This is a genomic window from Curtobacterium sp. MCLR17_042 (genome assembly GCF_003234695.1).
GTDB lineage: Bacteria > Actinomycetota > Actinomycetes > Actinomycetales > Microbacteriaceae > Curtobacterium > Curtobacterium flaccumfaciens.
This window is the reverse complement of record NZ_QKTD01000001.1, coordinates 32,928-57,634: the sequence shown is the minus strand read 5'-3', so window position 1 is coordinate 57,634 and position 24,707 is coordinate 32,928. Positions and strand designations below refer to the sequence as shown.

Annotated in this window: 21 protein-coding genes; 1 reads left to right on the top strand and 20 read right to left on the bottom strand. The window is 71.5% G+C overall.

The features are described 5' to 3' along the window. Nucleotides 1-27 precede the first annotated feature (27 nt). Complete coding sequence (locus DEJ02_RS00250; RefSeq protein WP_111031605.1) at nucleotides 28-483, top strand: DUF4383 domain-containing protein; 456 nt, start codon at nucleotides 28-30, stop codon at nucleotides 481-483. Nucleotides 484-607: 124 nt separating this feature from the next. On the opposite strand, the gene DEJ02_RS00245 is transcribed toward DEJ02_RS00250, so the two are convergent. The 20 genes from DEJ02_RS00245 to alaS form a co-directional block, all read right to left on the bottom strand. Further along, nucleotides 608-2,590 (bottom strand): primosomal protein N', encoded by a 1,983-nt coding sequence (locus DEJ02_RS00245; RefSeq protein WP_111031604.1) that lies wholly within the window; start codon nucleotides 2,588-2,590, stop codon nucleotides 608-610. An 8-nt stretch (nucleotides 2,591-2,598) separates the two neighbouring features. Then, nucleotides 2,599-3,810, bottom strand: a complete 1,212-nt coding sequence (gene metK / locus DEJ02_RS00240) for a methionine adenosyltransferase (protein ID WP_111031603.1) — start codon at nucleotides 3,808-3,810, stop codon at nucleotides 2,599-2,601. A 5-nt stretch (nucleotides 3,811-3,815) separates the two neighbouring features. After that, nucleotides 3,816-4,079: a DNA-directed RNA polymerase subunit omega gene (gene rpoZ, locus DEJ02_RS00235; protein ID WP_017887186.1), complete on the bottom strand. Its 264-nt coding sequence runs from the start codon at nucleotides 4,077-4,079 to the stop codon at nucleotides 3,816-3,818. Between the two features lie 27 nt (nucleotides 4,080-4,106). Beyond that, the gene (gmk, locus tag DEJ02_RS00230; protein ID WP_258372412.1) at nucleotides 4,107-5,030 is read right to left on the bottom strand and encodes a guanylate kinase; all 924 of its coding nucleotides are present in this window, start codon (nucleotides 5,028-5,030) and stop codon (nucleotides 4,107-4,109) included. Beyond that, nucleotides 5,027-5,911: an orotidine-5'-phosphate decarboxylase gene (pyrF, locus tag DEJ02_RS00225; RefSeq protein WP_258378634.1), complete on the bottom strand. Its 885-nt coding sequence runs from the start codon at nucleotides 5,909-5,911 to the stop codon at nucleotides 5,027-5,029. Before pyrF ends, gmk begins: the two co-directional genes overlap by 4 nt. Before the next feature lie 11 nt (nucleotides 5,912-5,922). Next, nucleotides 5,923-9,216: a carbamoyl-phosphate synthase large subunit gene (carB, locus tag DEJ02_RS00220; RefSeq protein WP_111031601.1), complete on the bottom strand. Its 3,294-nt coding sequence runs from the start codon at nucleotides 9,214-9,216 to the stop codon at nucleotides 5,923-5,925. Further along, the gene (gene carA / locus DEJ02_RS00215; RefSeq protein ID WP_111031600.1) at nucleotides 9,216-10,415 is read right to left on the bottom strand and encodes a glutamine-hydrolyzing carbamoyl-phosphate synthase small subunit; all 1,200 of its coding nucleotides are present in this window, start codon (nucleotides 10,413-10,415) and stop codon (nucleotides 9,216-9,218) included. The genes carB and carA overlap by 1 nt, the downstream gene beginning before the upstream one ends. After that, nucleotides 10,412-10,975 carry a hypothetical protein gene (locus DEJ02_RS00210; RefSeq protein WP_051596738.1) on the bottom strand — a complete coding sequence of 188 codons (564 nt, stop codon included), beginning with the start codon at nucleotides 10,973-10,975 and terminating at the stop codon, nucleotides 10,412-10,414. Before DEJ02_RS00210 ends, carA begins: the two co-directional genes overlap by 4 nt. Further along, on the bottom strand, nucleotides 10,972-12,330 hold the full coding sequence (locus DEJ02_RS00205) for a dihydroorotase (RefSeq protein ID WP_111031599.1): 1,359 nt from the start codon (nucleotides 12,328-12,330) through the stop codon (nucleotides 10,972-10,974). The genes DEJ02_RS00210 and DEJ02_RS00205 overlap by 4 nt, the downstream gene beginning before the upstream one ends. Then, nucleotides 12,327-13,301 carry an aspartate carbamoyltransferase catalytic subunit gene (locus DEJ02_RS00200; protein WP_110864574.1) on the bottom strand — a complete coding sequence of 325 codons (975 nt, stop codon included), beginning with the start codon at nucleotides 13,299-13,301 and terminating at the stop codon, nucleotides 12,327-12,329. The genes DEJ02_RS00205 and DEJ02_RS00200 overlap by 4 nt, the downstream gene beginning before the upstream one ends. Then, complete coding sequence (gene pyrR, locus DEJ02_RS00195) at nucleotides 13,301-13,900, bottom strand: bifunctional pyr operon transcriptional regulator/uracil phosphoribosyltransferase PyrR (protein WP_017887177.1); 600 nt, start codon at nucleotides 13,898-13,900, stop codon at nucleotides 13,301-13,303. Before pyrR ends, DEJ02_RS00200 begins: the two co-directional genes overlap by 1 nt. Before the next feature lie 24 nt (nucleotides 13,901-13,924). Then, nucleotides 13,925-14,377, bottom strand: coding sequence for a transcription antitermination factor NusB (gene nusB, locus DEJ02_RS00190; protein ID WP_027465744.1), 453 nt, complete (start codon nucleotides 14,375-14,377; stop codon nucleotides 13,925-13,927). Between the two features lie 11 nt (nucleotides 14,378-14,388). Next, nucleotides 14,389-14,952, bottom strand: a complete 564-nt coding sequence (gene efp / locus DEJ02_RS00185; RefSeq protein ID WP_017887175.1) for an elongation factor P — start codon at nucleotides 14,950-14,952, stop codon at nucleotides 14,389-14,391. Between the two features lie 148 nt (nucleotides 14,953-15,100). Then, nucleotides 15,101-16,792: an AarF/ABC1/UbiB kinase family protein gene (locus DEJ02_RS00180; protein WP_071403714.1), complete on the bottom strand. Its 1,692-nt coding sequence runs from the start codon at nucleotides 16,790-16,792 to the stop codon at nucleotides 15,101-15,103. Nucleotides 16,793-16,969: 177 nt separating this feature from the next. Beyond that, entirely contained in the window at nucleotides 16,970-18,067 is a 1,098-nt protein-coding gene (gene aroB / locus DEJ02_RS00175) for a 3-dehydroquinate synthase (protein WP_111031598.1), read from the bottom strand. Further along, nucleotides 18,064-18,645, bottom strand: coding sequence for a shikimate kinase (locus DEJ02_RS00170; protein ID WP_111031597.1), 582 nt, complete (start codon nucleotides 18,643-18,645; stop codon nucleotides 18,064-18,066). Before DEJ02_RS00170 ends, aroB begins: the two co-directional genes overlap by 4 nt. Continuing rightward, nucleotides 18,642-19,862 carry a chorismate synthase gene (gene aroC / locus DEJ02_RS00165; RefSeq protein WP_110858979.1) on the bottom strand — a complete coding sequence of 407 codons (1,221 nt, stop codon included), beginning with the start codon at nucleotides 19,860-19,862 and terminating at the stop codon, nucleotides 18,642-18,644. Before aroC ends, DEJ02_RS00170 begins: the two co-directional genes overlap by 4 nt. Nucleotides 19,863-19,904: 42 nt before the next feature. Then, a complete protein-coding gene (mltG, locus tag DEJ02_RS00160; RefSeq protein ID WP_146249188.1) occupies nucleotides 19,905-21,494 on the bottom strand; it encodes an endolytic transglycosylase MltG in 1,590 nt (529 codons plus the stop codon). Nucleotides 21,495-21,587: 93 nt separating this feature from the next. After that, nucleotides 21,588-22,031, bottom strand: a complete 444-nt coding sequence (gene ruvX / locus DEJ02_RS00155; protein ID WP_181243029.1) for a Holliday junction resolvase RuvX — start codon at nucleotides 22,029-22,031, stop codon at nucleotides 21,588-21,590. An 8-nt stretch (nucleotides 22,032-22,039) separates the two neighbouring features. Beyond that, the gene (alaS, locus tag DEJ02_RS00150; RefSeq protein ID WP_111031594.1) at nucleotides 22,040-24,697 is read right to left on the bottom strand and encodes an alanine--tRNA ligase; all 2,658 of its coding nucleotides are present in this window, start codon (nucleotides 24,695-24,697) and stop codon (nucleotides 22,040-22,042) included. Between the last annotated feature and the right edge of the window lie 10 nt (nucleotides 24,698-24,707).

The window sequence follows — 24,707 nt, the reverse complement described above, 5'->3', positions numbered from 1 at the left end:
CTGGGGCACATCAGGAAAGGAACCACCATGAGCGACGTCACCACTTCCACCAACCGCTACGCCGGTTCGTCCGTCCAGAAGGCCGCCCTCGTGGTCGGCATCGTGTTCCTGCTCGTCGGGATCGCCGGGTTCATCCCCGGTATCACGACCGGCGACCTGGCCGGGGCCGGACACGAGTCGATGGGCATGCTGCTCGGCATCTTCCAGGTGTCCGTGCTGCACAACATCGTGCACCTGCTGTTCGGCGTCGTCGGACTGCTCGCCGCCAACCGCGCCTCCGGCTCGCGGATGTACCTGGTGATCGGCGGGATCGTCTACTTCGTGCTGTGGATCTACGGCCTGTTCACCGCCGGCCACAGCTCGGGTGCGAACTTCGTCCCGCTGAACAACGCCGACAACTGGCTGCACCTCGTCCTCGCCATCGGCATGGTCGCCCTCGGCGTCGTGCTGCCGCGCGAGCGTCGTCGGCCCGCCAACGCCTGACCGGCCAGCACCTGCCTGGCGCCACCCGGCGGCAGACCCCGAACGACACCGCCGACGTCGCACGACGTCGACGGTGTCGTTCTGCGTCGTGCAGCGGATGGGGCCCACCCGGGGCTAGGCGGCGTCAGACCTCGGAGAACGGTTCCGCGTCGTCCAACCGCACCCGCAGCGTCGGAGCGGCCCGTCGTCGGTTGCCGCCCTTGAGCACCCGCCGGGTCGACGAGCGCCGGATCACCTCGGCCTTGAGTGTCGCGGCGACCTCGGCCCCGTGCGCGTACGGGAACCGCACGATCGCCCGGACCGTCCCCGGCAAGGTGTCGTCCTCGACCGGGACCGGGCCGAGCACCGGACCGACGACAGCGTCGCCGAGGGCCTCGACCGCAGCGCTGACGGCCTCGTCGGTGCCGGTCATCGTCGCCACCCGCACCGCCGGCGGGAAGTGGAGTTCGCGGCGGTCGGTGAGCTCGTCGTGCGCGGGACCGTCGAGTCGCCACAGGGCCATCGCCGACGCAAGCCGCCCACCGATCCCGACCAGGTACACCTCGGCACCGGGGGCCGACTTCGCCGCCGCGTTCGTCCAGAAGCGCAGGACGTCCTCCTGCACACGCAGGCCCTCGCGGGCGAGCATCTTCTCGCCGTCCAGCAGCAGCACGCAGGCGTAGCCCCCCGGCACCGACGGCTCGGCCCCACGGGTGGCGACGACGACCGATGGCTTGGCGGGAACCTCGTCGAGCGGACGGGATCCATCCGCGACGATGATCCGGGTGCCGGGGAACGCTCGCCCGAGCTCCTCCGCGGTGCGCTGCGCCCCCTGGCCGACCGGCTTGACGGTGCCGTTGCCGCACGTCGGGCAGCGGAAGCCGACGGCCAGCGCGCCGCAGAAGCGGCACTGGGGCGTGGCGCCGCGGTGCGGGCTGCCGAGCGGCCCCCCGCAGACCCGGCAGTGCGCGCGTTCGCCGCACTCGGCGCAGACCAGCCCCGTACCGAAGCCCGGGCTCGCGACCTGCACCAGGACGGCACCGTGCTGGCTGGCCTCGCGCGCGGCACGCCAGGCGGAACTCGGGATGCGCGCCTGCGCGGCGAACCCCTCGGCCCCGGTCTGCTGCACGGTGGGGATGACCTTCGGCGTCTTCACGCGGTAGGGCACGACGTCCTGCAGCCAGTGCAGCTCCACCAGGCGCTGCACGTCGGTACTGCGCGCGTGCGACACGAACAGGAGCGCGGCACCGGACTGGGCGGCCCGCACCAGGGCCACGTCACGCGTGTGCACGTAGGGCGCCCGCTGCTCGATGAACGAGGCGTCGCCGTCGTCCCACATCGCGATCAGCCCGAGCTCGGTCGCCGGCGCGTACATCGCCGTGCGGTTGCCGATCGCGACCACCGGGTGCGTGCGGGCCTGCAGGAGTGCCTTCGCGCGCTGCCCGTTCGTCTGCTTGGCGTCGAACCGCACCACCCGTTCCGGCGGCAGCACGGCGAGCAGGGCGCGCTCGAGGTCGATGACGTCGCGGAAGTCCGGCACGGCGATCACCGCGGACTGCTCGGCCACCAGGGCGTGCGCCGCAGCCTGGGCGAGCGTCGCGGCCCATCCCGGCACCCAGACCGGTGCGTCCGCGTCACCCACCGCCACGGGCTGGGGCACGGCGGCGACCGCGGCGCGCCCGTGCTCCGTCACCACGGCCTCCAGGACGCCGTCGGCGTAGCCGGTGACGGGCGGGGCGGTCACCGGCGGCGGCGACCACGCGGTGTCCCGGGCGAGCCAGGCCTTCTCGGCGCGCACCTGCCGCGGTGGCACGGCCAGGCGCAGGACGTCGGAGGCGACACCCGCGGCGCGGTCGGCGACGGCGCGCGCGAGGGTCCAGATCTCCGGCGCCAGCACGGGCACCGGGGACAGCACGGCCTCGATCTGGCTGAGCTCACCGGGGTACTCACCCTCGGTGACGATCTCGACCACGTAGCCGTCGGACATCCGTGCCCCGGTGCGCAGCGGCACCTTGACGCGGACCCCCGCGACGCAGTCGTCCTCGAGCTCGGCCGGCACCCGGTAGTCGAACAGACGGTCCAACTGCGGGAGCGGCGAGTCGAGGACGACGCGCGCGACGGTGGTCACGCGGTGCTTCAGACGGTCGCGGCGACGAGTCCTGCGGCGGCGCGGAGTTCCTCGACACGGTCGAGCTGCTCCCACGTGAACCCGGGGAGCTCGCGGCCGAAGTGGCCGTAGGTCGCGGTCTGCGCGTAGATCGGTCGGAGCAGGTCGAGGTCGCGGATGATCGCGGCCGGACGCAGGTCGAAGACCTGGCGGATGGCAGCTTCGATCGTGGCGTCGTCGACGTGTCCGGTGCCGAAGGTCTCCACGTAGAGCCCGACGGGCTTCGCACGGCCGATCGCGTACGCGACCTGCACCTCGAGCCGGTCGGCGAGCCCCGCGGCGACCGCGTTCTTTGCGACCCAGCGCAGCGCGTACGCAGCCGAACGGTCGACCTTCGACGGGTCCTTGCCGCTGAACGCGCCGCCACCGTGACGGGAGGCCCCGCCGTAGGTGTCGACGATCACCTTGCGGCCGGTGAGCCCGGCGTCACCCTGGGGGCCACCGATCTCGAAGCGACCGGTCGGGTTCACGATGACGTCGACGTGCGACGAGTCGAGGTCGACCAGGTCGAGGACCGGACGGATCACGTGCTCGGTGATCGCCGCGGTGAGCTCGTCGAGCGTGACGCTCGGCGAGTGCTGCGTGGAGAGCACGACGGTCTCGACGGTCTTCGGCACGACGCCGTCGTACCCGATGGTGACCTGGGTCTTGCCGTCCGGGCGCAGGAACGACAGCTCGCCCGACTTGCGGACCGCGGCGAGGCGCTCGGCCAGACGGTGCGCCAGCCAGATCGCGACCGGCATGTACTCGGGGGTCTCGTTCGTCGCGAAGCCGAACATGATGCCCTGGTCGCCGGCACCCTGACGGTCGAGCGGGTCGACCGCACCGGTGCGGGAGTCGAGCGACTCGTCCACACCCTGCGCGATGTCGGGCGACTGGGCGCCGATCGAGACCTCGACACCGCACGTGGCACCGTCGAACGAGACGTCCGACGAGTTGTAGCCGATGCCGGTGATGACGTCACGGACGAGCTTGGGGATCTCGACGTAGCCGGAGGTCGTGACCTCGCCGGCGACGTGCACGAGCCCGGTGGTCACCATCGTCTCGACGGCGACGCGCGCGTTCGGGTCGACCGCCAGCAGTGCGTCGAGGATGCTGTCCGAGATCTGGTCGCAGATCTTGTCGGGGTGCCCCTCGGTCACCGACTCGGACGTGAAGAGGCGGAGAGCAGCTGCAGTCACCGGGATCAGTCGGTGGGCTGCTGCTGCTTGGTGACGGTGAGCTTGTCCTCGTTGATCTCGTGGAGCGCGACGGACAGCGGCTTGTCGTCGATCGTCGAGTCGACGAGCGGTCCGACGTTGTCGAAGAGCGAGCCCTCGTGCAGGTCGGCGTAGTAGTCGTTGATCTGGCGGGCGCGCTTCGACGCGAAGATGACGAGCGCGTACTTCGACTCGACCTTGCTGAGCAGGTCGTCGATGGGCGGGTCGATGATGCCCTGGGGGTTGGCCATGGTGTCTCCTCGAAGTCAGTGCACCCGTCAGGGCGCAGAGAACAAGTCTACGACCTCACGTGCCGCGGTGCCGACATCGGAGTTCACGATCCGCACGTCGAACTCGTCCTGCGCGGCCAGCTCGACCTTCGCGGTCTCGAGACGACGCGCCTGTTCCTCCGCGGATTCGGTGCCGCGGCCGATCAGCCGGCGCACCAGTTCCTCCCACGTCGGGGGCAGCAGGAACACGAGCACCGCCTCGGGCATGGCGTCGCGGACCTGCCGGGCGCCCTGCAGGTCGATCTCCAGCATGACCTTCTCGCCGGCGTCGAGCGCGCGGTCGATCGGCGGGCGCGGGGTGCCGTAGCGGTACGAGTTGTGGACGGTCGCCCACTCGAGCAGCTCGCGGTCGCGGATCATGCGGTCGAACTCGTCGTCGTCCACGAAGTAGTAGTGCACGCCGTCGACCTCGCCGGGGCGCGGCTTCCGGGTGGTGGCGGAGACGCTGAGGTTGACGTCCGGGTAGTGCTGTCGGATGTGCGCGCTGACCGTGCCCTTGCCGACCGCGGTGGGTCCGGCGAGCACGACGAGCTTCGAGACACCACGCTTGCGACCGCGGGCGGCGAGCCAGTCCGCCAGGGCGGTCCGCTGCCGGGTCCCCAGGCCACCGAGGCGCTTCGAGGGGGCGATCCGCAGGGTCCCCATGATCGCCTCGGCTCGTGCGGGGCCGATCCCCGGCAGGCTGACGAGCAGGTCACGGACCCGGAGCGAGCGTTCCGCCGAGGTCGTCTCGACCAGCGAGTCGTCCCACGCGGCACGGGCGACGTCGAGTGCCGAGCGCTCCCCCGACGCGATCGCGGCCTTCACCGCGGCCCGGGCGCGTCGCGCGGCGACCGCGGCCTTCGCCGCAGCGACGCGGTCGACCTCTGGCGGGGTCCGGTGGGCGGGCAGGCCCTCGTGCTCGTCGGTCACGCTGCCGCCACCAGTGCGGTGCGGATGCGGTCCGCGCGGTCGGTGACGAGCGCCGCGACGCCGTCCGGACCACCGGTCAGCAGGCCGCGCGACTCGCTCACGAGCACCTGCTCGGCACGCGCGCCGTACAGCGCACGGAGGTCCTCGATGCGGGCCCCCTGGGCACCGAAGCCCGGGGCGAGGACCGGAGCGGTGCCGATCGCGTCCGCGTCGATGCCGAAGTCGTCGAGGTGAAGGGTCGCGCCGAGCACGAGCCCGACGTCGCCGAGGGCCTGATCGCCCACGGACCGGTTGTCGTCTGCCACGTCCAAGACGATACCGGCCGCGACCGTCCGGCCGGTACGCGGTCCTTCCGCGAGCACCGCGGTCTGCAGCACCCGCGCCTCGGGGTTGCTCGTCGCCGCGAGCACGAAGACCCCGGCACCGTTCCGGCGCGCGACGTCGATCGTGCCCCGGAGCGAGCCGTACCCGAGGTACGGCGACACCGTCATCGCGTCGGCCGCGAACGGCCCGTCGCGGTCCAGCCACGCCAGCGCGTAGTCGTCGCCGGTGGTCCCGATGTCGCCCCGCTTCACGTCGGCGACGACCAGGAGGCCCGCATCGCGTGCCCGGCGGATCGTCGCGTCGAGCGCACGGTAGCCCGCCACCCCCGCCGCCTCGAAGAAGGCGACCTGCGGCTTCACGATCGCCGCGCGGCCGGCGGCCGCGTCGACCAGGGTCGCGCCGAACGCCGTCAGGCCCTGCTCGTCGCGGGCGAGCCCCCACGCCGCCAGGGTGGCGGCGTGGGGGTCGATGCCGACGCAGAGCGGTGAACGCTCCCCCATGGCGGACGCGAGGCGGTCGCCGAAGGAGGCCGGGCCTCCTGACCGGGTCGTGCCCACGCTGGCAGCCGTCACCAGGTCGCGCGCTCGAGCGCGTAGTCCTGCAGGCTGCGGACGTTGAGCGGCGAACCGATCGTCTCGATCGCCGCGACGGCCGCCCCGATCTGCGCGATCGTCGTGAACAGCGGCTTGTCCGCCGCGACCGTGGCCGCACGGATCTCGTACCCGTCCGCACGACCGGCGGCACCCGACGGCGTGTTGATGACGATGTCGACCTCGCCCCTGGCGAGCAGGTCGACGACGCTCTCGCCGCCCTGGCTGTACTTGCCGACGATCCCGACCTCGATGCCGTTGCGGCGGAGGATCTCCGCCGTGCCCTCGGTCGCGATGATCGTGAAGCCGAGCTGCTGCAGGCGGTGCACCGGCAGCACGATCGCGCGCTTGTCGGTGTCGGCGACGCTCACGAAGACCGTGCCGCTGGTCGGCAGGCCGCCGTACGCGGCGTCCTGCGACTTGAGGAACGCCCGCGGGAAGTCGCGGTCGATGCCCATGACCTCGCCGGTGGAGCGCATCTCGGGGCTGAGCACCGAGTCGACGACCTGGCCCTCGCGGGTGCGGAAGCGACGGAAGGGCAGCACGGCTTCCTTCACGGCGACCGGCGACTGCGCGGGCACGAACGCCCCGTCACGCTCGGGCAGCATGCCCTCGGCGACGAGCTCGGCGACCGTGGTGCCGGTCATGATGCGGGACGCGGCCTTGGCCAGCGGGATGCCGAGCGCCTTCGAGACGAAGGGCACGGTGCGGCTGGCGCGCGGGTTCGCCTCGAGGACGTAGAGCACGCCGGCGCCGATGGCGAACTGGACGTTGAGCAGGCCCTGCACGCCGATGCCGCGGGCGATCTTCTCGGTCGCGTCGACGACGCCCTGGATCTCCGCGCGGCCGAGGCCGACCGGGGGCAGGGTGCAGGCCGAGTCGCCGGAGTGGATGCCGGCCTCTTCGAGGTGCTCCATGATGCCGCCGATGTAGAGCCGCTCGCCGTCGAAGAGCGCGTCGACGTCGATCTCCACGGCGTCGTCCAGGAACCGGTCGACCAGCAGCGGGAGCTCCGGGCCGATGATCGCCTGGTCGGCCATCCGGTCGAAGTAGTCCGCGAGCGACGGGGAGTCGTACAGGATCTCCATGCCGCGGCCGCCGAGCACGAACGACGGGCGGACGAGGACGGGGTACCCGATCTCCTCGGCCACCGTGGTCGCGCTCGCCAGGTCGTGGGCCGTGCCGTTGCGCGGTGCGAGCAGACCGGCGGCGTCGAGGATGGCGGAGAACTGCCCGCGCTCCTCAGCCGAGTCGATCGCGGTGGGGCTGGTGCCGAGGATCGGGATGCCCGCGGCCTCGAGCGGCTTCGCCAGCCCCAGGGCGGTCTGGCCACCGAGCTGCACGACGACACCGACGAGTTCGCCGGACGCGGCCTCGGCCTCGATGACCTCGAGGACGTCCTCGGCCGTCAGCGGTTCGAAGTACAGGCGGTCCGAGGTGTCGTAGTCGGTCGACACGGTCTCGGGGTTGCAGTTGATCATGATCGTCTCGAACCCGGCCGCGCTCAGCGCGAAGGACGCGTGCACGCAGGAGTAGTCGAACTCGACGCCCTGTCCGATGCGGTTCGGGCCGGAGCCGAGGATGACGACCTTCTTGCGGTCGCTCGGCGTGATCTCGGTCTCGGTGTCGTACGAGGAGTAGTGGTACGGCGTCAGGGCGGGGAACTCGCCGGCGCAGGTGTCGACGGTCTTGAAGACCGGTCGGATGCCCTGGGCGTGCCGCTCGTCACGGACCTGCTGCTCGGAGACCGGTGCCGCATCCGTGCTGCGCAGGCTCGCGATCTGGGCGTCGCTGAAGCCGTGCTCCTTCGCCCAGCGCATCGTGTCCGCGTCGAGGGTGTCGGCGGCCCGGACCTCGTCCGCGACCTCGTTGATGAGCACGATCTGGTCGATGAACCAGGGGTCGATCTTGGTGGCCTCGAAGACCTCGTCCGCGGTGGCACCCGCGACCAGGGCCTGCTGGACCGTGACGATGCGGCCGTCGGTCGGGATCGACGACTTCGCCAGCAGGGCGTCCTTGTCGAGCTCGGACGCCGGGGTGTCCCAGTGGAAGCTCGACCCGCGCTTCTCGAGCGAGCGCAGCGACTTCTGCAGTGCGGTGGCGTAGTTCCGGCCGATGGCCATCGCCTCGCCGACGCTCTTCATCGTCGTGGTCAGGGTGGCGTCGGCGGCCGGGAACTTCTCGAACGCGAACCGCGGGGTCTTCACGACCACGTAGTCGAGCGTCGGCTCGAAGCTCGCCGGGGTGACCTTCGTGATGTCGTTCTCGATCTCGTCGAGCCGGTAGCCGATCGCGAGCTTCGCGGCGATTTTGGCGATCGGGAAGCCCGTGGCCTTCGACGCGAGGGCCGACGAGCGGGACACGCGGGGGTTCATCTCGATGACGATGACGCGGCCGTTGGACGGGTCGACGGCGAACTGGATGTTGCAGCCACCGGTGTCGACGCCGACGCGACGGATGATGTCGATGCCGATGTTCCGCATGTTCTGGTACTCGCGGTCGGTCAGGGTCAGCGCGGGGGCGACCGTGATCGAGTCACCGGTGTGGACGCCGACCGGGTCGACGTTCTCGATGGAGCAGATGACGACGGTGTTGTCGTAGTTGTCGCGCATCAGCTCGAGCTCGTACTCCTTCCAGCCGAGGATGGACTCCTCGAGCAGGACCTCGGTCGTCGGGCTGGACTGCAGCCCGTCGCCGACGAAGCGGACGAGTTCGGCCTCGTTGTAGGCGAAGCCCGAGCCGAGGCCGCCCATGGTGAAGGACGGTCGGACGACCAGCGGGTACCCGAGGTCCTTCGCGAACTCCTTCGCTTCCTCCAACGTGTGCGCGATGTGGCTGCGGGCGACGTCGGCGCCGGACTCGAGCACGAGCTCCTTGAAGAGCTGACGGTCCTCGCCGCGCTGGATCGCCTCGACCTTGGCACCGATGAGTTCGACGCCGTGCTTGGCGAGGATGCCGGCCTCATCGAGCGCGATGGCCGCGTTCAGGGCCGTCTGGCCGCCGAGGGTCGGCAGGACGGCGTCCGGCTTCTCGATGCGGATGATCTCCTCGAGCGACGCGTTCGTGATCGGCTCGATGTAGGTCGCGTCGGCGAAGTCGGGGTCGGTCATGATCGTCGCCGGGTTCGGGTTGACCAGGATGACCCGGACGCCCTCGGCCCGGAGGACGCGGCACGCCTGGGTGCCGGAGTAGTCGAACTCGGCGGCCTGACCGATGACGATCGGGCCGGAGCCGATGACGAGGACGGAGTTGATGTCTGCGCGCTTGGGCATCAGTTCGCTTCCTTGGTGATGTCTGCTGCGGGGGTCGTGGCGTCGGCGGTGGCCGCGTCGAGCGGCTCCCCGTCGCGACGCTCGCGCACCATGTCCGCGAACCGGTCGAAGAGGTACATGCTGTCGTGCGGTCCGGCGGCGGCCTCGGGGTGGTACTGCACGCTGAAGGCCGGCACGTCGAGCGCGCGGAGGCCCTCGACCACGTTGTCGTTCAGCGAGTAGTGCGAGACCTCGACCCGACCGAACCCGGCCGGCGACTCGAGGACCTCACCGAGGGGCGCGTCGACCGCGAAGCCGTGGTTCTGGCTCGTGATCTCGACCTTGCCCGTGGTCGTGTCGAGCACCGGCTGGTTGATGCCGCGGTGACCGAAGGGCAGCTTGTAGGTGCCGAAGCCGAGCGCGCGGCCGAGCAGCTGGTTGCCGAAGCAGATGCCGAAGAACGGCCGGCCGGTGCGCAGGCTGTCCTGCAGCAGCTCCACCTGCGCGTCCGACGCGGCGGGGTCGCCGGGGCCGTTCGAGTAGAACAGGGCGTCCGGTGCGAGGGCTTCCAGCTCCGCAGCGGAGATGTCCTGCGGCACCACGTGCACCTCGAAGCCGCGGGCGGCGAGGTACCGGGTGGTCGAGGCCTTCACGCCGAGGTCGAGCACGGCCAGGGTGCCGATCTGCTCGCCGACGGCGGGGACGACGTAGGTCTCCGGGGTGGAAACGACCGCCGAGAAGCTCGCGCCGGCCATGGTCGCCTGCGACACGACCGCGTCCAGCTGCGACTCGGCCGACAGCGCCGCGTCCGGACCGCTGAAGACGCCGCCCTTCATGGCGCCGGCGTCACGGATGCGGCGGGTCAGTGCGCGGGTGTCGATGCCGGAGATGCCGACGATGCCGTCGCGCACCAGGTGGTCGTCGAGCGTGGCGTTCGCGCGGTGGTTCGACACCACGCGGCTGGGGTCGCGCACCACGTACCCGGCGACCCAGATGCGACGGGACTCGGGGTCCTCGTCGTTCACCCCGGTGTTGCCGATGTGCGGCGCGGTCTGCACCACGATCTGTCCGGCGTAGGAGGGGTCGGTCAGCGTCTCCTGGTAGCCGGTCATGCCGGTCGCGAAGACCACCTCGCCGAGCGTGCGCCCACGGGCGCCGTAGGCCCAGCCGTCGTACCGGGTGCCGTCTTCGAGGACCAGGACGGCCCGTTCGCGTGTCATGCTTTCTTCCCTTCGCCCGCGGTTCGCGGAGCATCGGCCGCAGTCGCCTGCGGCCCGGTCTCGGTCAGTCCCTGCAGGGCGTGCAGCGCGGCTGCGTCGCCCTCCGGGAACCGGAAGTAGGTGTCCAGGTCCGTCGCACCTGCGGCGCCGGTCGCCGTCCATCGCAGACGGACCAGTCCCCCGGGTTCGACCACTCGGTCGATCGCCCACGTGGATCGGTCGGCGCCGCGGACCGCGTCGCGCGCGATCCAGCGGTCGTCGGTACCGGCGAGGCGCATCACCACGCCGGTCGCGTGGACCGTCACCCCGCCGCGGCCGCGGAACCCGAGGCCGCCTGCGGTGATGCGTTCCAACGGCTGGTCGGCGCGGGTCGTCGCGACGGTGAACCCGTCCCACGACCCGACCGCCGGTGCCAGGTCGGCCGGCACGCGGACCGGAGGCACGGCTTCCGCCTGCTTCCTGGTCCGCGTCCGCCAGGTGCGCGCCATCGCGACGAACAGGGCGGCGACCGCGAGCAGGATCACCGCGCCGAGGAGCCAGCGCTGCGCGTCGCCGCTCATGCGCGCGCCCCTGTCCGGAGCGCCGCGGCGTGCGCCGCGATCGTGTCCGCGTCGACGACCCGGCCGTCGAGCACCGTCGCGTACCCCTGGTGGAAGGTCGCGACGACCCGGCCCGGCAGGGTCATGCCGAGGTACGGCGAGTTCTGCGACTGCCCGGCGAGGTCGGTGACCGCGAACTCGCGGCTGGCCGACGGGTCGTAGAGCGTGATCTCGGCGGGTGCTCCCTCGGCGATGCGCTGCCCGTGCCCTTCGACCTGCCCGATCCGCGCCGGCGCCTCGGACAGCACCCGCGCGACGTCGGCCCAGTCGAGCCGGCCGTCGTCGACCACGGCGGACTGCACCACGCTCAGCGCGGATTCGAGGCCGACCATGCCGTTCGCGGCGGCGGGCCACTCGCAGCACTTCGCCTCGGCGGTGTGCGGTGCGTGGTCGGTCGCGACGATGTCGATGGTGCCGTCGGCCAGGGCCGCGCGGAGCGCCTCGACGTCCTCGCGGGCGCGGAGCGGCGGGTTCACCTTGTAGCGGGCGTCGTAGCCGGGCGCACCGTCGTGGCCGGCGATGAGGTCCTCGGTGAGCACCAGGTGGTGCGGGGTGACCTCGGCCGTGACGTCGATGCCGCGGGACTTCGCCCACCGGATCACCTCGACGCTGCCGGCCGTCGAGACGTGGCAGACGTGCAGGCGTGCTCCGACGTGGTCGGCGAGCAGGACGTCGCGGGCGATGATCGCCTCTTCCGCGACGGCGGGCCACCCGGCGAGGCCGAGCTCCGAGGACAGCCGGCCCTCGTTCATCTGCGCGCCGATGGTCAGCCGGGGCTCCTGGGCGTGCTGCGCGAGCACCCCGCCGAAGCCCTTGATGTACTCGAGCGCGCGGCGCATGAGCAGCGGGTCGGCCACGCAGGAGCCGTCGTCCGAGAACACCCGGACCTTCGCACGCGAGGTCGCCATCGCGCCGATCTCGGACAGGTGCGTGCCCTGCAGCCCCTGCGACACGGCACCGATCGGGCGGACCGTCACGTAGCCGGCGTCGTCGCCGAGGGCCTGGACCTGCTCGACGACCCCGGCGGTGTCGGCGACGGGGCTCGAGTTCGCCATGGCGTTCACGGCGGTGAAGCCACCGGCGGCCGCAGCACGCGAGCCGGTGAGGACGGTCTCGGACTCCTCGTGGCCGGGCTCGCGCAGGTGCGTGTGGAGGTCCACGAGACCGGGCAGGGCGATGAGGCCGTCCGCGTCCACGGGGGTGGCGCCGACCGTGTCGAGACCGGACCCGACCGCGGTGATGCGCCCGGCCTCCAGACGGATGTCGGCACGCGAGCCGTCGACCAGCTGCGCGCCACGGATCAGGTGAGCGGTCATGCGGCGGACTCCTTCGCGTCGGTGCCGGTTCCGGCACTGCCCGTCAGGGCGAGGTAGAGGACGGCCATCCGGACCGAGACGCCGTTCTCGACCTGCTCGACGACCGTCGAACGGGGGTCGTCGGCGGCGACGCCGGCGATCTCGAGCCCGCGGTTCATCGGACCGGGGTGCATGATCAGCGTGCGCTCGGACAGCCGACCGAAGCGCGCCGCCGTCAGGCCCCAGTGCCGCGTGTACTCGCGCGGGTTCGGGAAGAAGGCGTCGTTCATGCGCTCCTGCTGGATGCGGAGCGTCATGACGACGTCCGGGTCCTCGGCGAGGGCCGTGTCGAGGTCGTGGTGCACCGCGGCGCCGAACGGCGTCGGGGTGGCGGGCAGCAGCGTCGGCGGCGCGGCGAAGGTCACGCTCGCGCCGAGGGTGCGGAGCAGCCAGGCATTCGAACGGGCAACTCGGCTGTGCAGCACGTCGCCGATGATCAGGACGCGCACGCCGTCGAGGCCCTGGCCGCGCGAGCCGGCACCGTGCAGGCGGCGGCGCATGGTGAAGGCGTCGAGCAGTGCCTGCGTCGGGTGTTCGTGGGTGCCGTCACCGGCGTTGACCACCGGCACGTCGATCCAGTCGGCGTCGGCGAGCACCCGCGGCGCGCCCGATGCACCGTGGCGCATGACGATGCCGTCGATGCCCATCGCGCCGAGGGTCTGCACGGTGTCCTTCAGGGATTCGCCCTTCGAGACGCTCGAGCCCTTCGCGGCGAAGTTCAGGACGTCGGCGGACAGGCGCTTCGCGGCGGCTTCGAACGAGATGCGCGTGCGCGTGGAGTCCTCGAAGAACAGGTTCACCACGGTCTTGCCGCGCAGGGCCGGGAGCTTCCGGACCTCGCGCGTGTTGACCTCGGCCATCTCCTCGGCGACGTCGAGGATGTGGACGGCCTGGTCGCGGGACAGGTCGGCGGTGGAGAGCAGGTGCCGCATCACGCCACCCCCTGCTCGATGAACACGGTGTCGTCGCCGTCGGTCTCGGCCAGGTGCAGCGTGACCCGCTCGTCGGACGCCGTCGGCAGGTTCTTGCCCACGTGGTCCGCGCGGATCGGCAGCTCGCGGTGGCCGCGGTCGACGAGCACGGCGAGCCGGACGGCACGCGGCCGGCCGATGCCCTGCAGCGCGTCGAGCGCGGCGCGGACGGTGCGGCCGGAGTACAGCACGTCGTCGACGAGCACGACGACCTTGCCGTCGATGCCGCCGGCGGGGATCACCGTCCGGTGCGGCGCGCGGCCGATGCCGTGGCCGAGGTCGTCGCGGTGCATGGTGACGTCGAGCGTGCCGACACGCTCCGTCCCGATGCCGCCGGCGGCCGAGGACCACTCCGGCTCGATGCCGGCCAGGATCCGGCCGAGGCGTTCCGCCAGGACGGCGCCGCGGGTCGGGATGCCGAGGAGCACGAGGTCCGAGCCCCCGTGGTTGGCTTCGAGGATCTCGTGCGCGATGCGTGTCAGGGCACGCGTGATGTCGGGCTGTTGCAGGACCGTTCTGGTTCCCACGTCGACCCCCTTCCCCGCCTCACTGGACGGCATTAAAGGATGCTGACGTGGTCAACCCTACCGGGACTCCTGGTCTCCTGCGACCGTCCGACCGGACGGTGCACGACCGCCGGCGACGGCCCCGAGCACGCCGTTGACGAAGCCGGCGGAGTCCTCGGTGGACAGCGACTGCGCGAGCTCGACCGCCTCGGCGATGGCGACGGCGTCGGGCACCTCCGGGTTGAACCGGAGCTCCCAGACGGCCATCCGCAGGATGCAGCGGTCGAGGACCGGCATCCGGGCGATCGACCAGCCCTGGGCGTGGTCGACGATGACGGAGTCGATCTCGTGACGGGCATCGTCGACACCCGTGACGATCTGGCGGGCGTAGTCCCAGCTGGAGGCACGCTCCGGCTGGTCCAGGTGCCGGACCGTCTCGGTGGCGAGCACGTCCGCGATCGGCAGCTCACGCACCTCGGCGACGTACAGCATGTCGAGGGCGCGCTTGCGGGCCTTCGAACGAGCACTCATACGGTCAGCGCCTAGGAGTTGACGCGGCCGAGGAAGCTGCCGTCGCGCGTGTCGATCTTCACCAGGGTGCCGCTCTCCAGGTACAGCGGGACCTGGATGCGGTGGCCGGTCGCGATGATGGTCGCGTCCTTGGTGCCGCCGGAGGAGCGGTCGCCCTGCAGGCCGGGCTCGGTCTCGACCTCGGTGACGATCGACGTCGGGAGCTCGACGTACAGCGGGTTGCCCTCGTTCATCGCGATGGTGACCATCGCGGACTCGAGCAGGTAGTTCTTGGCGTCGCCGACCACGGTCGCGGAGACCGGGATCTGGTCGTACGTGTCGGTGTCCATGAACACGTAGGAGTCGCCGTCCTCGTAGAGGAACTGGTAGTCACGACGGTCGACGACGGCGGTGTCGATCTTCGCGCCGGCGTTGAACGTGCGGTCGACGACCTTGCCGGAGACGACGTTCTTGAGCTTCGTGCGGACGAACGCGCCGCCCTTGCCCGGCTTGACGTGCTGGAACTCGACGACCGACCACAGCTGGCCGTCGATGATGAGAACGGCGCCGTTCTTGATGTCTGTGGTACTGGCCATGAGTCGTCGGTGTCCCGTTCGGTCGTGTTGTGAAGTGTCCTCGGGCCGCGGACGGCCCCGGACGAGTGTAGCGGACGCCCGCCCGGCGGCCGGAGCGGTGCGCGTGCGTGCTGGACGCGCCGGTCACGGACGGGCGCCGGGCCCGCGGTCAGCGCCGCCGTCGGGCGAGCCAGGCGTCGATCGCCGCCCAGCCGAGCAGCACCACCGCCGCTCCCCCGAGCAACCCGCCCGCGACCCCGGTGGACAGGGCCGCCGTCGGTCGCGCCGGCAACGACAGGTAGACGATCGCCAGGATCCCCGCCCCCGCACCGAGCAGCACGAGCAGGATGCGCCGGATCATCCCGGACACGAGCTGCCGGTCGCGGCTGTCCGCGAAGAGCCGGATGTTCACCGTGAACCGGCCGGTCTCGATCGCCTCGCCGATGCGGTCCACCCGGCGGGGCAGGCGACGGGCAGCCGACACGACGCCGAGCAGCTCCTTCGCCGCCAGGTCGCGGAGCTTGCCCGGCCGGAGCTGGTCGGTGATCTGCTCCCGGGCGAGTCCGCGGGACTCCTCGAGCAGGTCGAACGACGGCGCGAGCGTGCGGAGCGTGCCCTCGAAGATGGCCAGGGCGCGGGCCGCGGCGACGAAGTCCGGCGGCGGCTTCAGCCGGTACCGCCCGAAGACCTCGACCGCGTCGTCCACGGTGTCGACGCCGATGCGTGCACCCGGGCCGAGCTCGTCCGCGACGAAGCGGGCGATGTCCCGACGGAAGTCGGGCTCGTCGTGCGCATCGCGCACGGGTGCCATCCGCAGGACCGCATCGGCGATCCGGGACGTGTCGTCCTGCAGGTACGCGGCCAACAGGTCCTGGACCGTGTCCCGGAGACCCGGGTCGAGCCTCCCGACCGATCCGAAGTCGATCAACGCGGGCCGACCATCGGGCAGCACCAGGACGTTCCCCGGGTGCAGGTCCGCGTGGTACAGGCCGTCGAAGACCACCTGGCGCAGGAAGGCGCGGAGGATCGCGCGCATCGGCGCGTCGAGGTCGCGCTCGGAACGCTCGGCGCGGATCGCGCTGAGCGTGTCGCCCTCCAGGAACTCCATCACCAGCACACGCCGGCCGGACAGGTCCGGGTAGGGGTCCGGGAACCGGACCTCGTCCGGACGCGCGCTGCGGGCCTGGGCCGCACGCAGCGCGGTGAGGTTCCGGAGCTCGGAGACGAAGTCGACCTGCCGGATCAGGTCGTCCGCGTACTGGCCGGCGATGTCCTGCACGCCGACCTGCCGCGCCTCGGTCGACCACCGGGCCATGAACCGGACGACCCGCAGCGCGATGTCGACGTCGCGGCGCACCGCGGCGTCGATCCCCGGCCGCTGCACCTTCACGGCGACCGCGGTGCCGTCGGGCAGCCGGGCGCGGTGCACCTGCGCGATGGACGCCGCTGCGACGGGCACCGGGTCGAAGGTCGCGAACACCTGGTCGACCGGGGCACCGAGCTCCTGCTCGAGGAGCGCACGGACCTCGTCGGCCGGCGCCGCCGTGACGTTCCGCTGCAGGTGGGCGAGTCCCTCGGTCCACTCCTCGGGCAGCAGGTCGTCACGGGTGGACAGCAGCTGGCCCATCTTCACGAATCCACCACCGGCTTCCTCCAACGCCCGGCGCAGGTGCTCGGCCTGGTCGCGACGCAGGTCCGACGTTGCCGGGTCGTGCGAGAAGTCGAGACGACGGAACGGCACCAGGTGGTGGCGGCGGGCGATCGAGAGGAGTTCGGTGAAGCGTCGACCACGGGAGCGCAGGGTGCCGGTGTCGGCATCGCGCGGGCCGGAGAGGTCGCTCAGTCGGGGTGGGGTGGGCACGCCCGCCAGTCTGCTCCCCGGTGCTGGGTCCGCAGCGTGCGGGTGGTGCCGTCCGTCACGTCGTCCTGTCGTCCTCCACAGCCTGGAGGCCCGGCGCGGCTTCCACAGGTCGGCGCGGGCCCGGCGCGGGGCGCGGTCTCGGAGTGGATTCGTCAGGTCCTGCGCTGACCGAGCAGGCTAGACGCCGACCTCCTGGTAGGCGGTGAAGAGCAGGTGGTCCTCGGGGCCCTCGAGCACGACGGGCTTGCCGACGCCGTCCAGGATGATGAACCGCAGCATGCCGGCACGGGCCTTCTTGTCGCGACGCATCGTGGCGAGCAGCCCCTGCCACCGCCCGACACCGTACGAGGTCGGCAGGTCGAGCGACTCGAGGATCGCCCGGTGCCGGTCGACCGTGGCGTCGTCCAGGTGGCCGGTCAGTCGGGCGAGCTCGGCGGCGAACACCATGCCGACCGACACCGCTGCACCGTGGCGCCACTGGTACCGCTCAGCGTGCTCGATCGCATGCCCGAGGGTGTGCCCGTAGTTCAGGATCTCGCGTCGGCCCTGCTCCGTGAAGTCGTCCGAGACGACCTCGGCCTTGAGCGCGATGGCGAGCTCGACGACCCGGCGGAACTCCGGCGTCGTCGGGTCGGTGACCCGGTCGACGTCGGCCTCGACGATGTCCAGGATCTCGGGCACGGCGATGAACCCGGCCTTCACGATCTCGGCGAACCCGGTCAGGATCTCGTTGCGCGGCAGCGTGCGGGCGAGGTCGAGGTCCACGACGACGGCACGGGGAGCGTAGAAGGCGCCCACCATGTTCTTGCCCTCGTTCGTGTTGATGCCCGTCTTGCCGCCGACGCTGGCGTCCACCATGCCGAGCACGCTGGTCGGGACGGCCACGTACGGCACACCGCGCAGCCAGGTCGCGGCGACGAAGCCGGCCAGGTCGGTGACGGCACCGCCACCGAGGCCGATGACCGCGTCGGTACGGGTGAAGTCGGCCTGTCCCATGATCTGCCAGCAGAACGCCGCGACCTCGACGCGCTTGGCGCCCTCGGCATCGGGGACCTCGGCGATCAGGGCTTCGAGCCCGGCCTCGACCAGGAGCGCGCGGAGCTCGTTCGCCCGGGCACCGAGCGTCGGCGAGTGCACGATGAGGACCTTGGCGACACGCGGGCCCAGGATCGCGGGCAGGGCGCCGAGCAGGTCCGTGCCGACGGCCACCGTGTAGCCGTCGTCACCGCCGACCCGGATCTCGGTGGTCCCGGCGGGCAGGGTCGACTCGGTCACGGTGCTCCTTCGGTGCTGGTGGTGCTGCTGGTCGTGCTGCCGGGCGCGGCGGTGGTGCCGGCGTCGCTGCGCAGCCACGTGACGACCTCGTCGACCACGCGGGACATCGGCCGGCGCGACGTGTCGACCACGACGTGCGCGAGTTCGGCGTAGGTGGCGGCCCGCTCGTCCATGATCGTCTGCCAGGCGTCCATCCCGCCGTTTGCCAGCAACGGCCGGTCGGACCCGGCGATCCGGTCGGCGACGGCCTCGGGCGACACGGTGAGCAGGACGATGCGCGCTCCGCTCAGGGCCTGCCGGGTGTCCGCGTGGGTGACGGCTCCCCCGCCCACGGCGATGACGCCGCCGGTGGCCAGCGCCGCCCGGACCGCCTGGGCCTCGAGGGCGCGGAACGCCGGCTCACCGCGGTCGGCGAAGATCCCGGGGATCGGCCCGTGCTCGCGCACGATGACCCGGTCGGTGTCCGTGAACGGGACGCCGAGGGCCTTCGCCACCCGCTTGCCGACGCTCGACTTGCCGGCACCCATCGGGCCGATGACGACCACCGGCGCGTCGGCGCGTCGGACGTCGGTGCTCACAGGTCGGTCGACGTCGCCGACGGTTCGGTCCGGCGCGTGCGCAGGGTCTCCGGGATCGCGGCGAGGTAGGCGTCGAGGTTGCGCTTCGTCTCGACGACGTTGTCGCCACCGAACTTCTCGAGCACCGCGTCGGCGAGCACCAGGGCCACCATCGCCTCGGCGACGACACCCGCAGCCGGGACGGCGCAGACGTCCGAGCGCTGGTGGTGCGCCGAGGCGTCCTCACCGGAGACGACGTCCACCGTGTGCAGGGCGTGCGGGATGGTCGCGATCGGCTTCATCCCGGCGCGGACACGCAGCACGGTGCCCGTGGACATCCCGCCCTCGGTCCCACCGGCGCGGTCGCTCGTGCGGTAGATCTCGCCGTCCTCGCGGTACAGCTCGTCGTGCGCGGCAGAGCCCCGGCGGCCGGCGGTCGCGAAGCCGTCACCGACCTCGACCCCCTTGATGGCCTGGATCCCCATGATCGCGGCGGCCAGGCGGGCATCGAGCCGGCGGTCCCAGTGCACGTGCGAGCCGAGGCCCGGCGGGACGCCGTAGAACAGCACCTCGACGACGCCGCCCAGGGTGTCGCCGTCCTTCTTCGCGGCCTCGACCTCGGTGACCATGCGGGCGGAGGTCTCGGCGTCGAAGCAGCGCAGCTGGTCCTCGTCGAGGCGGTCCACGTCGTCGGGAAGCGGCAGGTCCGTGCCGTCGGGGACCCGGACGGTCCCGACCTGCAGCGTGTGCGCCACCGAGCGGATGCCGAGTTCGGCCAGGAACGACTTCGCGACGGCACCGAGCGCCACGCGTGCGGCGGTCTCGCGGGCACTCGCCCGCTCCAGGATCGGGCGCGCTTCGTCGAAGCCGTACTTCTGCATGCCGACCAGGTCAGCGTGGCCCGGACGCGGACGGGTGAGCGGCGCGCTCCGCCCGCGGGACATCTCGGTGGACTCGATCGGCTCGGGGTTCATGACCTCGACCCACTTCGGCCACTCGGTGTTGCCGATGCGGATCGCGATGGGGCTGCCGAGCGAGTAGCCGTGCCGGACACCGCCGGACACGTGCAGCTCGTCCTGCTCGAACTTCATCCGCGAGCCACGGCCGTAGCCGAGCTTGCGGCGCGCGAGATCGGCACGGATGGACTCGAACGACACCGGGACACCCGCGGGCAGGCCCTCGAGCATGGCGATCAGTTCGGGTCCGTGGGACTCACCAGCAGTCAACCAACGAAGCATGCCGCAATCCTCCCACAGCGTTGGTCCGTGCGACGTCGTCGCCTACTGGTAGTCGGGGTGCGCCCGCAGCCACGCCTGGAACTGCTCGACCGCCACCAGGTGCTGGTCGTAGGTGTCCGAGAAGACGGTCTTGCCCGACTCCAGGTCGACCGTCACGAAGTACAGCCACTTGCCCGGGGCCTCGTTCGTCACGGCCTTGATCGCGATGTCCCCGGGGTTGGAGATCGGTGCGGGCGGCAGTCCTTCGTGCACGTAGGTGTTGTACTCGTTCGAGGCGTCCGCACGCTCGGCGTCGGTGGTCGTCACGGTGTGCGTGTTGCCCGTGCCGTACGCGACCGTGGCGTCGGACTGCAGCTTCATCCCCTGGTCGAGGCGGTTCTGGAACACCCGGGCGACCTTGGGGTAGTCGGCTGCGAGACCGGCTTCCTTCTGCACCAGCGACGCGAAGACGATGGTGCGCTCCTGGTCGGCCTCCTTGACGCCGGCGGCGGACAGGTGCTCCTTCATGGTGTCGACCATCGACTTGAAGTACTGCTCGGCGGTCCAGCCCGGGTTGATCGGGTAGGTCGCAGGGAAGAGCCAGCCCTCGAGCGTCGTGACGCCGGACGGCAGGTCGTAGGCCGACAGGTCCTTCGCGGCCGCGTCGACCTGCTTCTCGGTCAGGCCGGCCTTCGAGACCATCCCGGCCTTGATGTCGGCGAGTGCCGTGCCCTCCGGGATGATGATCGACGCCTGGACGCGGTTGTCCTTGTCCTGCAGGGCCACCAGCGCGGACTTCGAGCTCATCTGCTTCTTCAGCGCGTACGAACCGGGCTGGAACTGCACGTCCGGCGAGGCCAGCAGGAGCTTGTAGAACACCTTCGAGTCCTTGACGACGCCGCTGCGCTGCAGCGTCGCGGCGACGTTCTCGCCGATGTCGCCCTGCTTGATCGTGATGGTCACCTTCGAGGTGCCGTTGCCCGTGTAGTCGTCGGGCTCCTGCGCGCCGCTGATCGCCGCGATGAGCTGCTGGATCTTGGGTGCGGCGAACGTGTACGCCCCGACGCCGGCAGCGAGCACGACCGCGACGATGACGAGCCCCGCGACGAGCGGTCCGCGCCGGCGCTTCGGCCGTGGCTCGCGGGGCGGCCTGGAGGCGCGTCCTCCGCCGCCTCGTCCCCCGCGTCCGCCGCCTCCCGCGGCACCACCGCCGCCGGTCGCGTCACCGTCGTCCGTCCCGTCGGCTCCGGATCCGCCGGCCGCGGCGGTCGCCGCGGACTCGGTCGGCAGCTCGCCGGTCAGCAGTGCGGCGACCTCGGGGTGCAGGTCTTCGGGGCGGGTGGCGATCGGTGCGTCGGCGGGGGACGCAGGGCGTTCGTCGCGTGCGGCTGCCGGCGCGTCGTTGGTCCGTTCGGCGACCGGCGCGTCGTTGGTCCGTTCGGCGGCCGACGGCTCGTCGGTCGCTGCGACGCGGGCTCGTTCAGCCTCGAGGGCGCGGGCTTCGCGTCGGGACATCGGGGGCGCCGGCGGTGGGGTCACCCGACCAGCGTCGTCGCGGTCATCGGTGCCTGTCGTGCGGTCGGAAGTCGCCTTCCGCCGCTCGGCGTCGTTGCCGGGCGCGATGATCGCGTTCCAGTCCAGATCGTCTGCCAACGTCCTCGGTCTCTCGGTCGGGAACTCCACCTGGGCACCGTCGTCCTCACAGCTGACGACGAGAGCACCCATGTGCGGTACCGGGCAGCCCTGTCAGGGAAGCGTGGTGCCCGGAGGGGCACCGGCACTGCGCTCGTGGTCGAGCGCGTGTTGCAGAATGATAACAGCGGCTGCTTGGTCGATCACGGCCCGGGACTTCTTCGTGTTCTTGCCGGCCTGGTGCAGCCCTCGCTGGGCGGTCACGGTCGACAGTCGTTCGTCGACCAGGCGCACCGGCCGACGCGCCGCGATCCGGGCCGCGAACACGCGAGCGTCCTCGGTGGAGGCCGTGTCCCCGCCCGACATCGACAGCGGCAGTCCGACGACGACCTCGAGCACGTCGTACTCGTCCGCGAGCTCCAGGATGCGCCGGAGGTCCCTCGAGTCGTCACGACGGACGGTCTCGACCGGCGTGGCCAGCAGGCCGTCGCGGTCGCACACGGCGACCCCGATCCGGGCGCGTCCGACGTCCACGCCGAGCCGCCGCCCGGACCGGATGCCCACGGTCAGCCCGCGAGCCGTGCGGTCACGGCACGCAGCGCCGCGGGGAGCGCTGCTGCGTCGGTCCCGCCGCCCTGCGCCAGGTCCGGCTTGCCGCCGCCACCGCCACCGAGCACGCCGGCGGCCTCCTTCGCGAGGGGGCCCGCCTGCACGCCCGCAGCACGGGCGGCGTCGTTGGTCGCGACGATCACGATCGGCTTGCCGCCCACGACGGCACCGAGCACGACGACGGCCGCGCCGTCACCGAGCTGGCCCCGCACGCCGGTGGCGAGCGAGCGCAGGTCGTCGCCGGACTGCAGGCCGTCGACCGTCTCGGCGACCACGGTGGTGGCACCGACGGTGGTGGCGTTCCGGGCGATGGCGGGCACGCGCTGCTGCAGGTTCGCCGACTCGTACTCGGCGAGCTTCTTCTGGGCGGACCGGAGGTCCTCCATCAGGTTCTGCACGCGGGCCGGCAGGTCGGCACGGGGAGCCTTGAGCGCGCTGGAGAGCTGCGACACGATCGTGCGCTCGACGGCGAGGTCGCGGAACCCCTCGAGCCCGACCAGCGCCTCGACGCGGCGGTTCGTCGAACCGACGCTCGACTCCCCCACCAGGTTGACGAGCCCGATCTGCGCGCTCGAGGCGACGTGCGTACCACCGCAGAGCTCGCGTGACCACGGGCCGCCGATGTCGACCATGCGGACCTCGGCGCCGTACTTCTCACCGAACAGGGCCTGTGCCCCGAGGGCCTTCGCCTCGTCGATGGGCAGGATGCGCGTGGAGACCTCGAGGTCGGTGCGGATCGCGGTGTTCACGACCTCCTCGATCTCGGAGCGCGTCTCGAGCGAGACCGGCTGCGACCACGAGAAGTCGAGGCGCATGTAGCCGGACTTGTTGTACGAACCGGCCTGCAGCGCCTCCGGCCCGAGGATGTCGCGGAGCGCCGCGTTCACCAGGTGCGTCGCGGAGTGCGCCTGGGTCGCGCCGCGGCGGTACTCCGCGTCGACGACGGTGCTCGCGGCGTCACCGACGGCGACCTCGCCGGAGCGGACCTGGACGGTGTGGCTCCACAGTCCGGAGACCGGTCGCTGGACGTCGAGGACCTCGAGGTCGAACCCGTTGCCGACGATCGAGCCCTGGTCGGCGTCCTGGCCGCCCGACTCGGCGTACAGGGAGGTCTCGCCGAGGATGACCTCGGCGATGTCACCGGCGACCGCACGGTCGACGCTCACACCGCCGACGATGATGCCGAGCACGCGCGTCTCGGCCTCGAGCGCGTCGTAGCCGAGGAACGTCGTCTCGCCCTTGGCCCGGAACGCGCTGTACACGCTCAGGTCGGCGATCGCGGTCTTCTTGCTCTTCGCGTCGGCCTTCGCCCGGGCACGCTGCTCGGACATCAGGGTCTCGAACGCCGTGCGGTCGACGTGGACCCCGGCTTCCTCGGCCATCTCCATCGTCAGGTCGATGGGGAACCCGAAGGTGTCGTGCAGCAGGAACGCCGTGTCGCCGCCGATCGACGGGGCGCCGTCCTGCTTCGCACGCTCGACGGCGACGTCGAGGATGGTCGTGCCCTGCGCCAGGGTGCGGAGGAAGGTCTCCTCTTCCGCGTAGGCGATGCGGGAGATCCGGTCGTAGTCGGACGCCACCTCGGGGTAGGCGTCGCGCATGGCGTCGCGGGACGCCGGGAAGAGCTCGGGGAACGTGGGTGCCTCGACACCGAGCAGGCGCATCGCGCGGACGGTGCGACGGAGCAGACGACGGAGGATGTACCCGCGGCCCTCGTTCGACGGGCTCACGCCGTCGGCGATGAGCATCAGCGAGGAACGGACGTGGTCGGCGATGACGCGCATCCGCACGTCGTCCTCGTGCACCGCGCCGTAGCGTCGGCCGGAGATCTCGGCTGCGCGGTCGAGCACCGGCCGCACCTGGTCGATCTCGTACATGTTGTCGACGCCCTGCTTGATGAAGGCGACGCGCTCGAGCCCCATGCCGGTGTCGATGTTCTTGTTCGGCAGCTCGCCGGTGATCTCGAAGTCGTACTTCGACCGCACGTCGGCGATCTGGTACTGCATGAAGACGAGGTTCCAGATCTCCACGTAGCGGTCGTCGTCCGTCGCCGGGCCGCCGTCGATGCCGTACTCGGGGCCACGGTCGAAGAAGATCTCCGAGCAGGGACCCGCGGGTCCGGGCTGTCCGGTCGACCAGTAGTTGGTGTCCTTGCCGAGGCGCTGGATCCGCTCGTCGGGCAGCGACGAGTGCTGCTTCCAGAAGCCGATCGCCTCGTCGTCCTCTTCGTAGACGGTGACCCAGAGGTCGTCCGGCGAGAAGCCGAGTCCGCCGTCGGTCTCCGGGTTGGTCAGGAACTCCCAGGCGAACTGGATCGCCTGCTCCTTGAAGTAGTCGCCGAACGAGAAGTTCCCGTTCATCTGGAAGAACGTGCCGTGGCGAGGGGTCTTGCCGACCTCTTCGATGTCGTTCGTGCGGATGCACTTCTGCACGCTCGTCGCCCGCGGGAACGGCGCCGGGATGAGACCGGTCAGGTACGGGATGAACGGCACCATGCCGGCGACCGTGAAGAGGAGCGACGGGTCGTCGGAGACGAGGGACGCGGACGGGACGACGGTGTGGCCGCGGTCACCGAAGTACTGGAGCCAACGGCGGCGGATCTCTGCGGTCTGCATGGTGCTTCCT

Coding starts and splice junctions, on each gene's coding strand:
- DEJ02_RS00250 (WP_111031605.1), top strand. CDS start 28: ATGAGCGACGTCACCACTTCCACCAACCGCTACGCCGGTTCGTCCGTC.
- carA (WP_111031600.1), bottom strand. CDS start 10,415: ATGACACGCGAACGGGCCGTCCTGGTCCTCGAAGACGGCACCCGGTAC.
- aroC (WP_110858979.1), bottom strand. CDS start 19,862: ATGCTTCGTTGGTTGACTGCTGGTGAGTCCCACGGACCCGAACTGATC.
- DEJ02_RS00200 (WP_110864574.1), bottom strand. CDS start 13,301: ATGCGGCACCTGCTCTCCACCGCCGACCTGTCCCGCGACCAGGCCGTC.
- DEJ02_RS00205 (WP_111031599.1), bottom strand. CDS start 12,330: ATGACCGCTCACCTGATCCGTGGCGCGCAGCTGGTCGACGGCTCGCGT.
- pyrR (WP_017887177.1), bottom strand. CDS start 13,900: ATGCCGTCCAGTGAGGCGGGGAAGGGGGTCGACGTGGGAACCAGAACG.
- efp (WP_017887175.1), bottom strand. CDS start 14,952: ATGGCCAGTACCACAGACATCAAGAACGGCGCCGTTCTCATCATCGAC.
- rpoZ (WP_017887186.1), bottom strand. CDS start 4,079: ATGGCCAACCCCCAGGGCATCATCGACCCGCCCATCGACGACCTGCTC.
- DEJ02_RS00210 (WP_051596738.1), bottom strand. CDS start 10,975: ATGAGCGGCGACGCGCAGCGCTGGCTCCTCGGCGCGGTGATCCTGCTC.
- nusB (WP_027465744.1), bottom strand. CDS start 14,377: ATGAGTGCTCGTTCGAAGGCCCGCAAGCGCGCCCTCGACATGCTGTAC.
- carB (WP_111031601.1), bottom strand. CDS start 9,216: ATGCCCAAGCGCGCAGACATCAACTCCGTCCTCGTCATCGGCTCCGGC.
- alaS (WP_111031594.1), bottom strand. CDS start 24,697: ATGCAGACCGCAGAGATCCGCCGCCGTTGGCTCCAGTACTTCGGTGAC.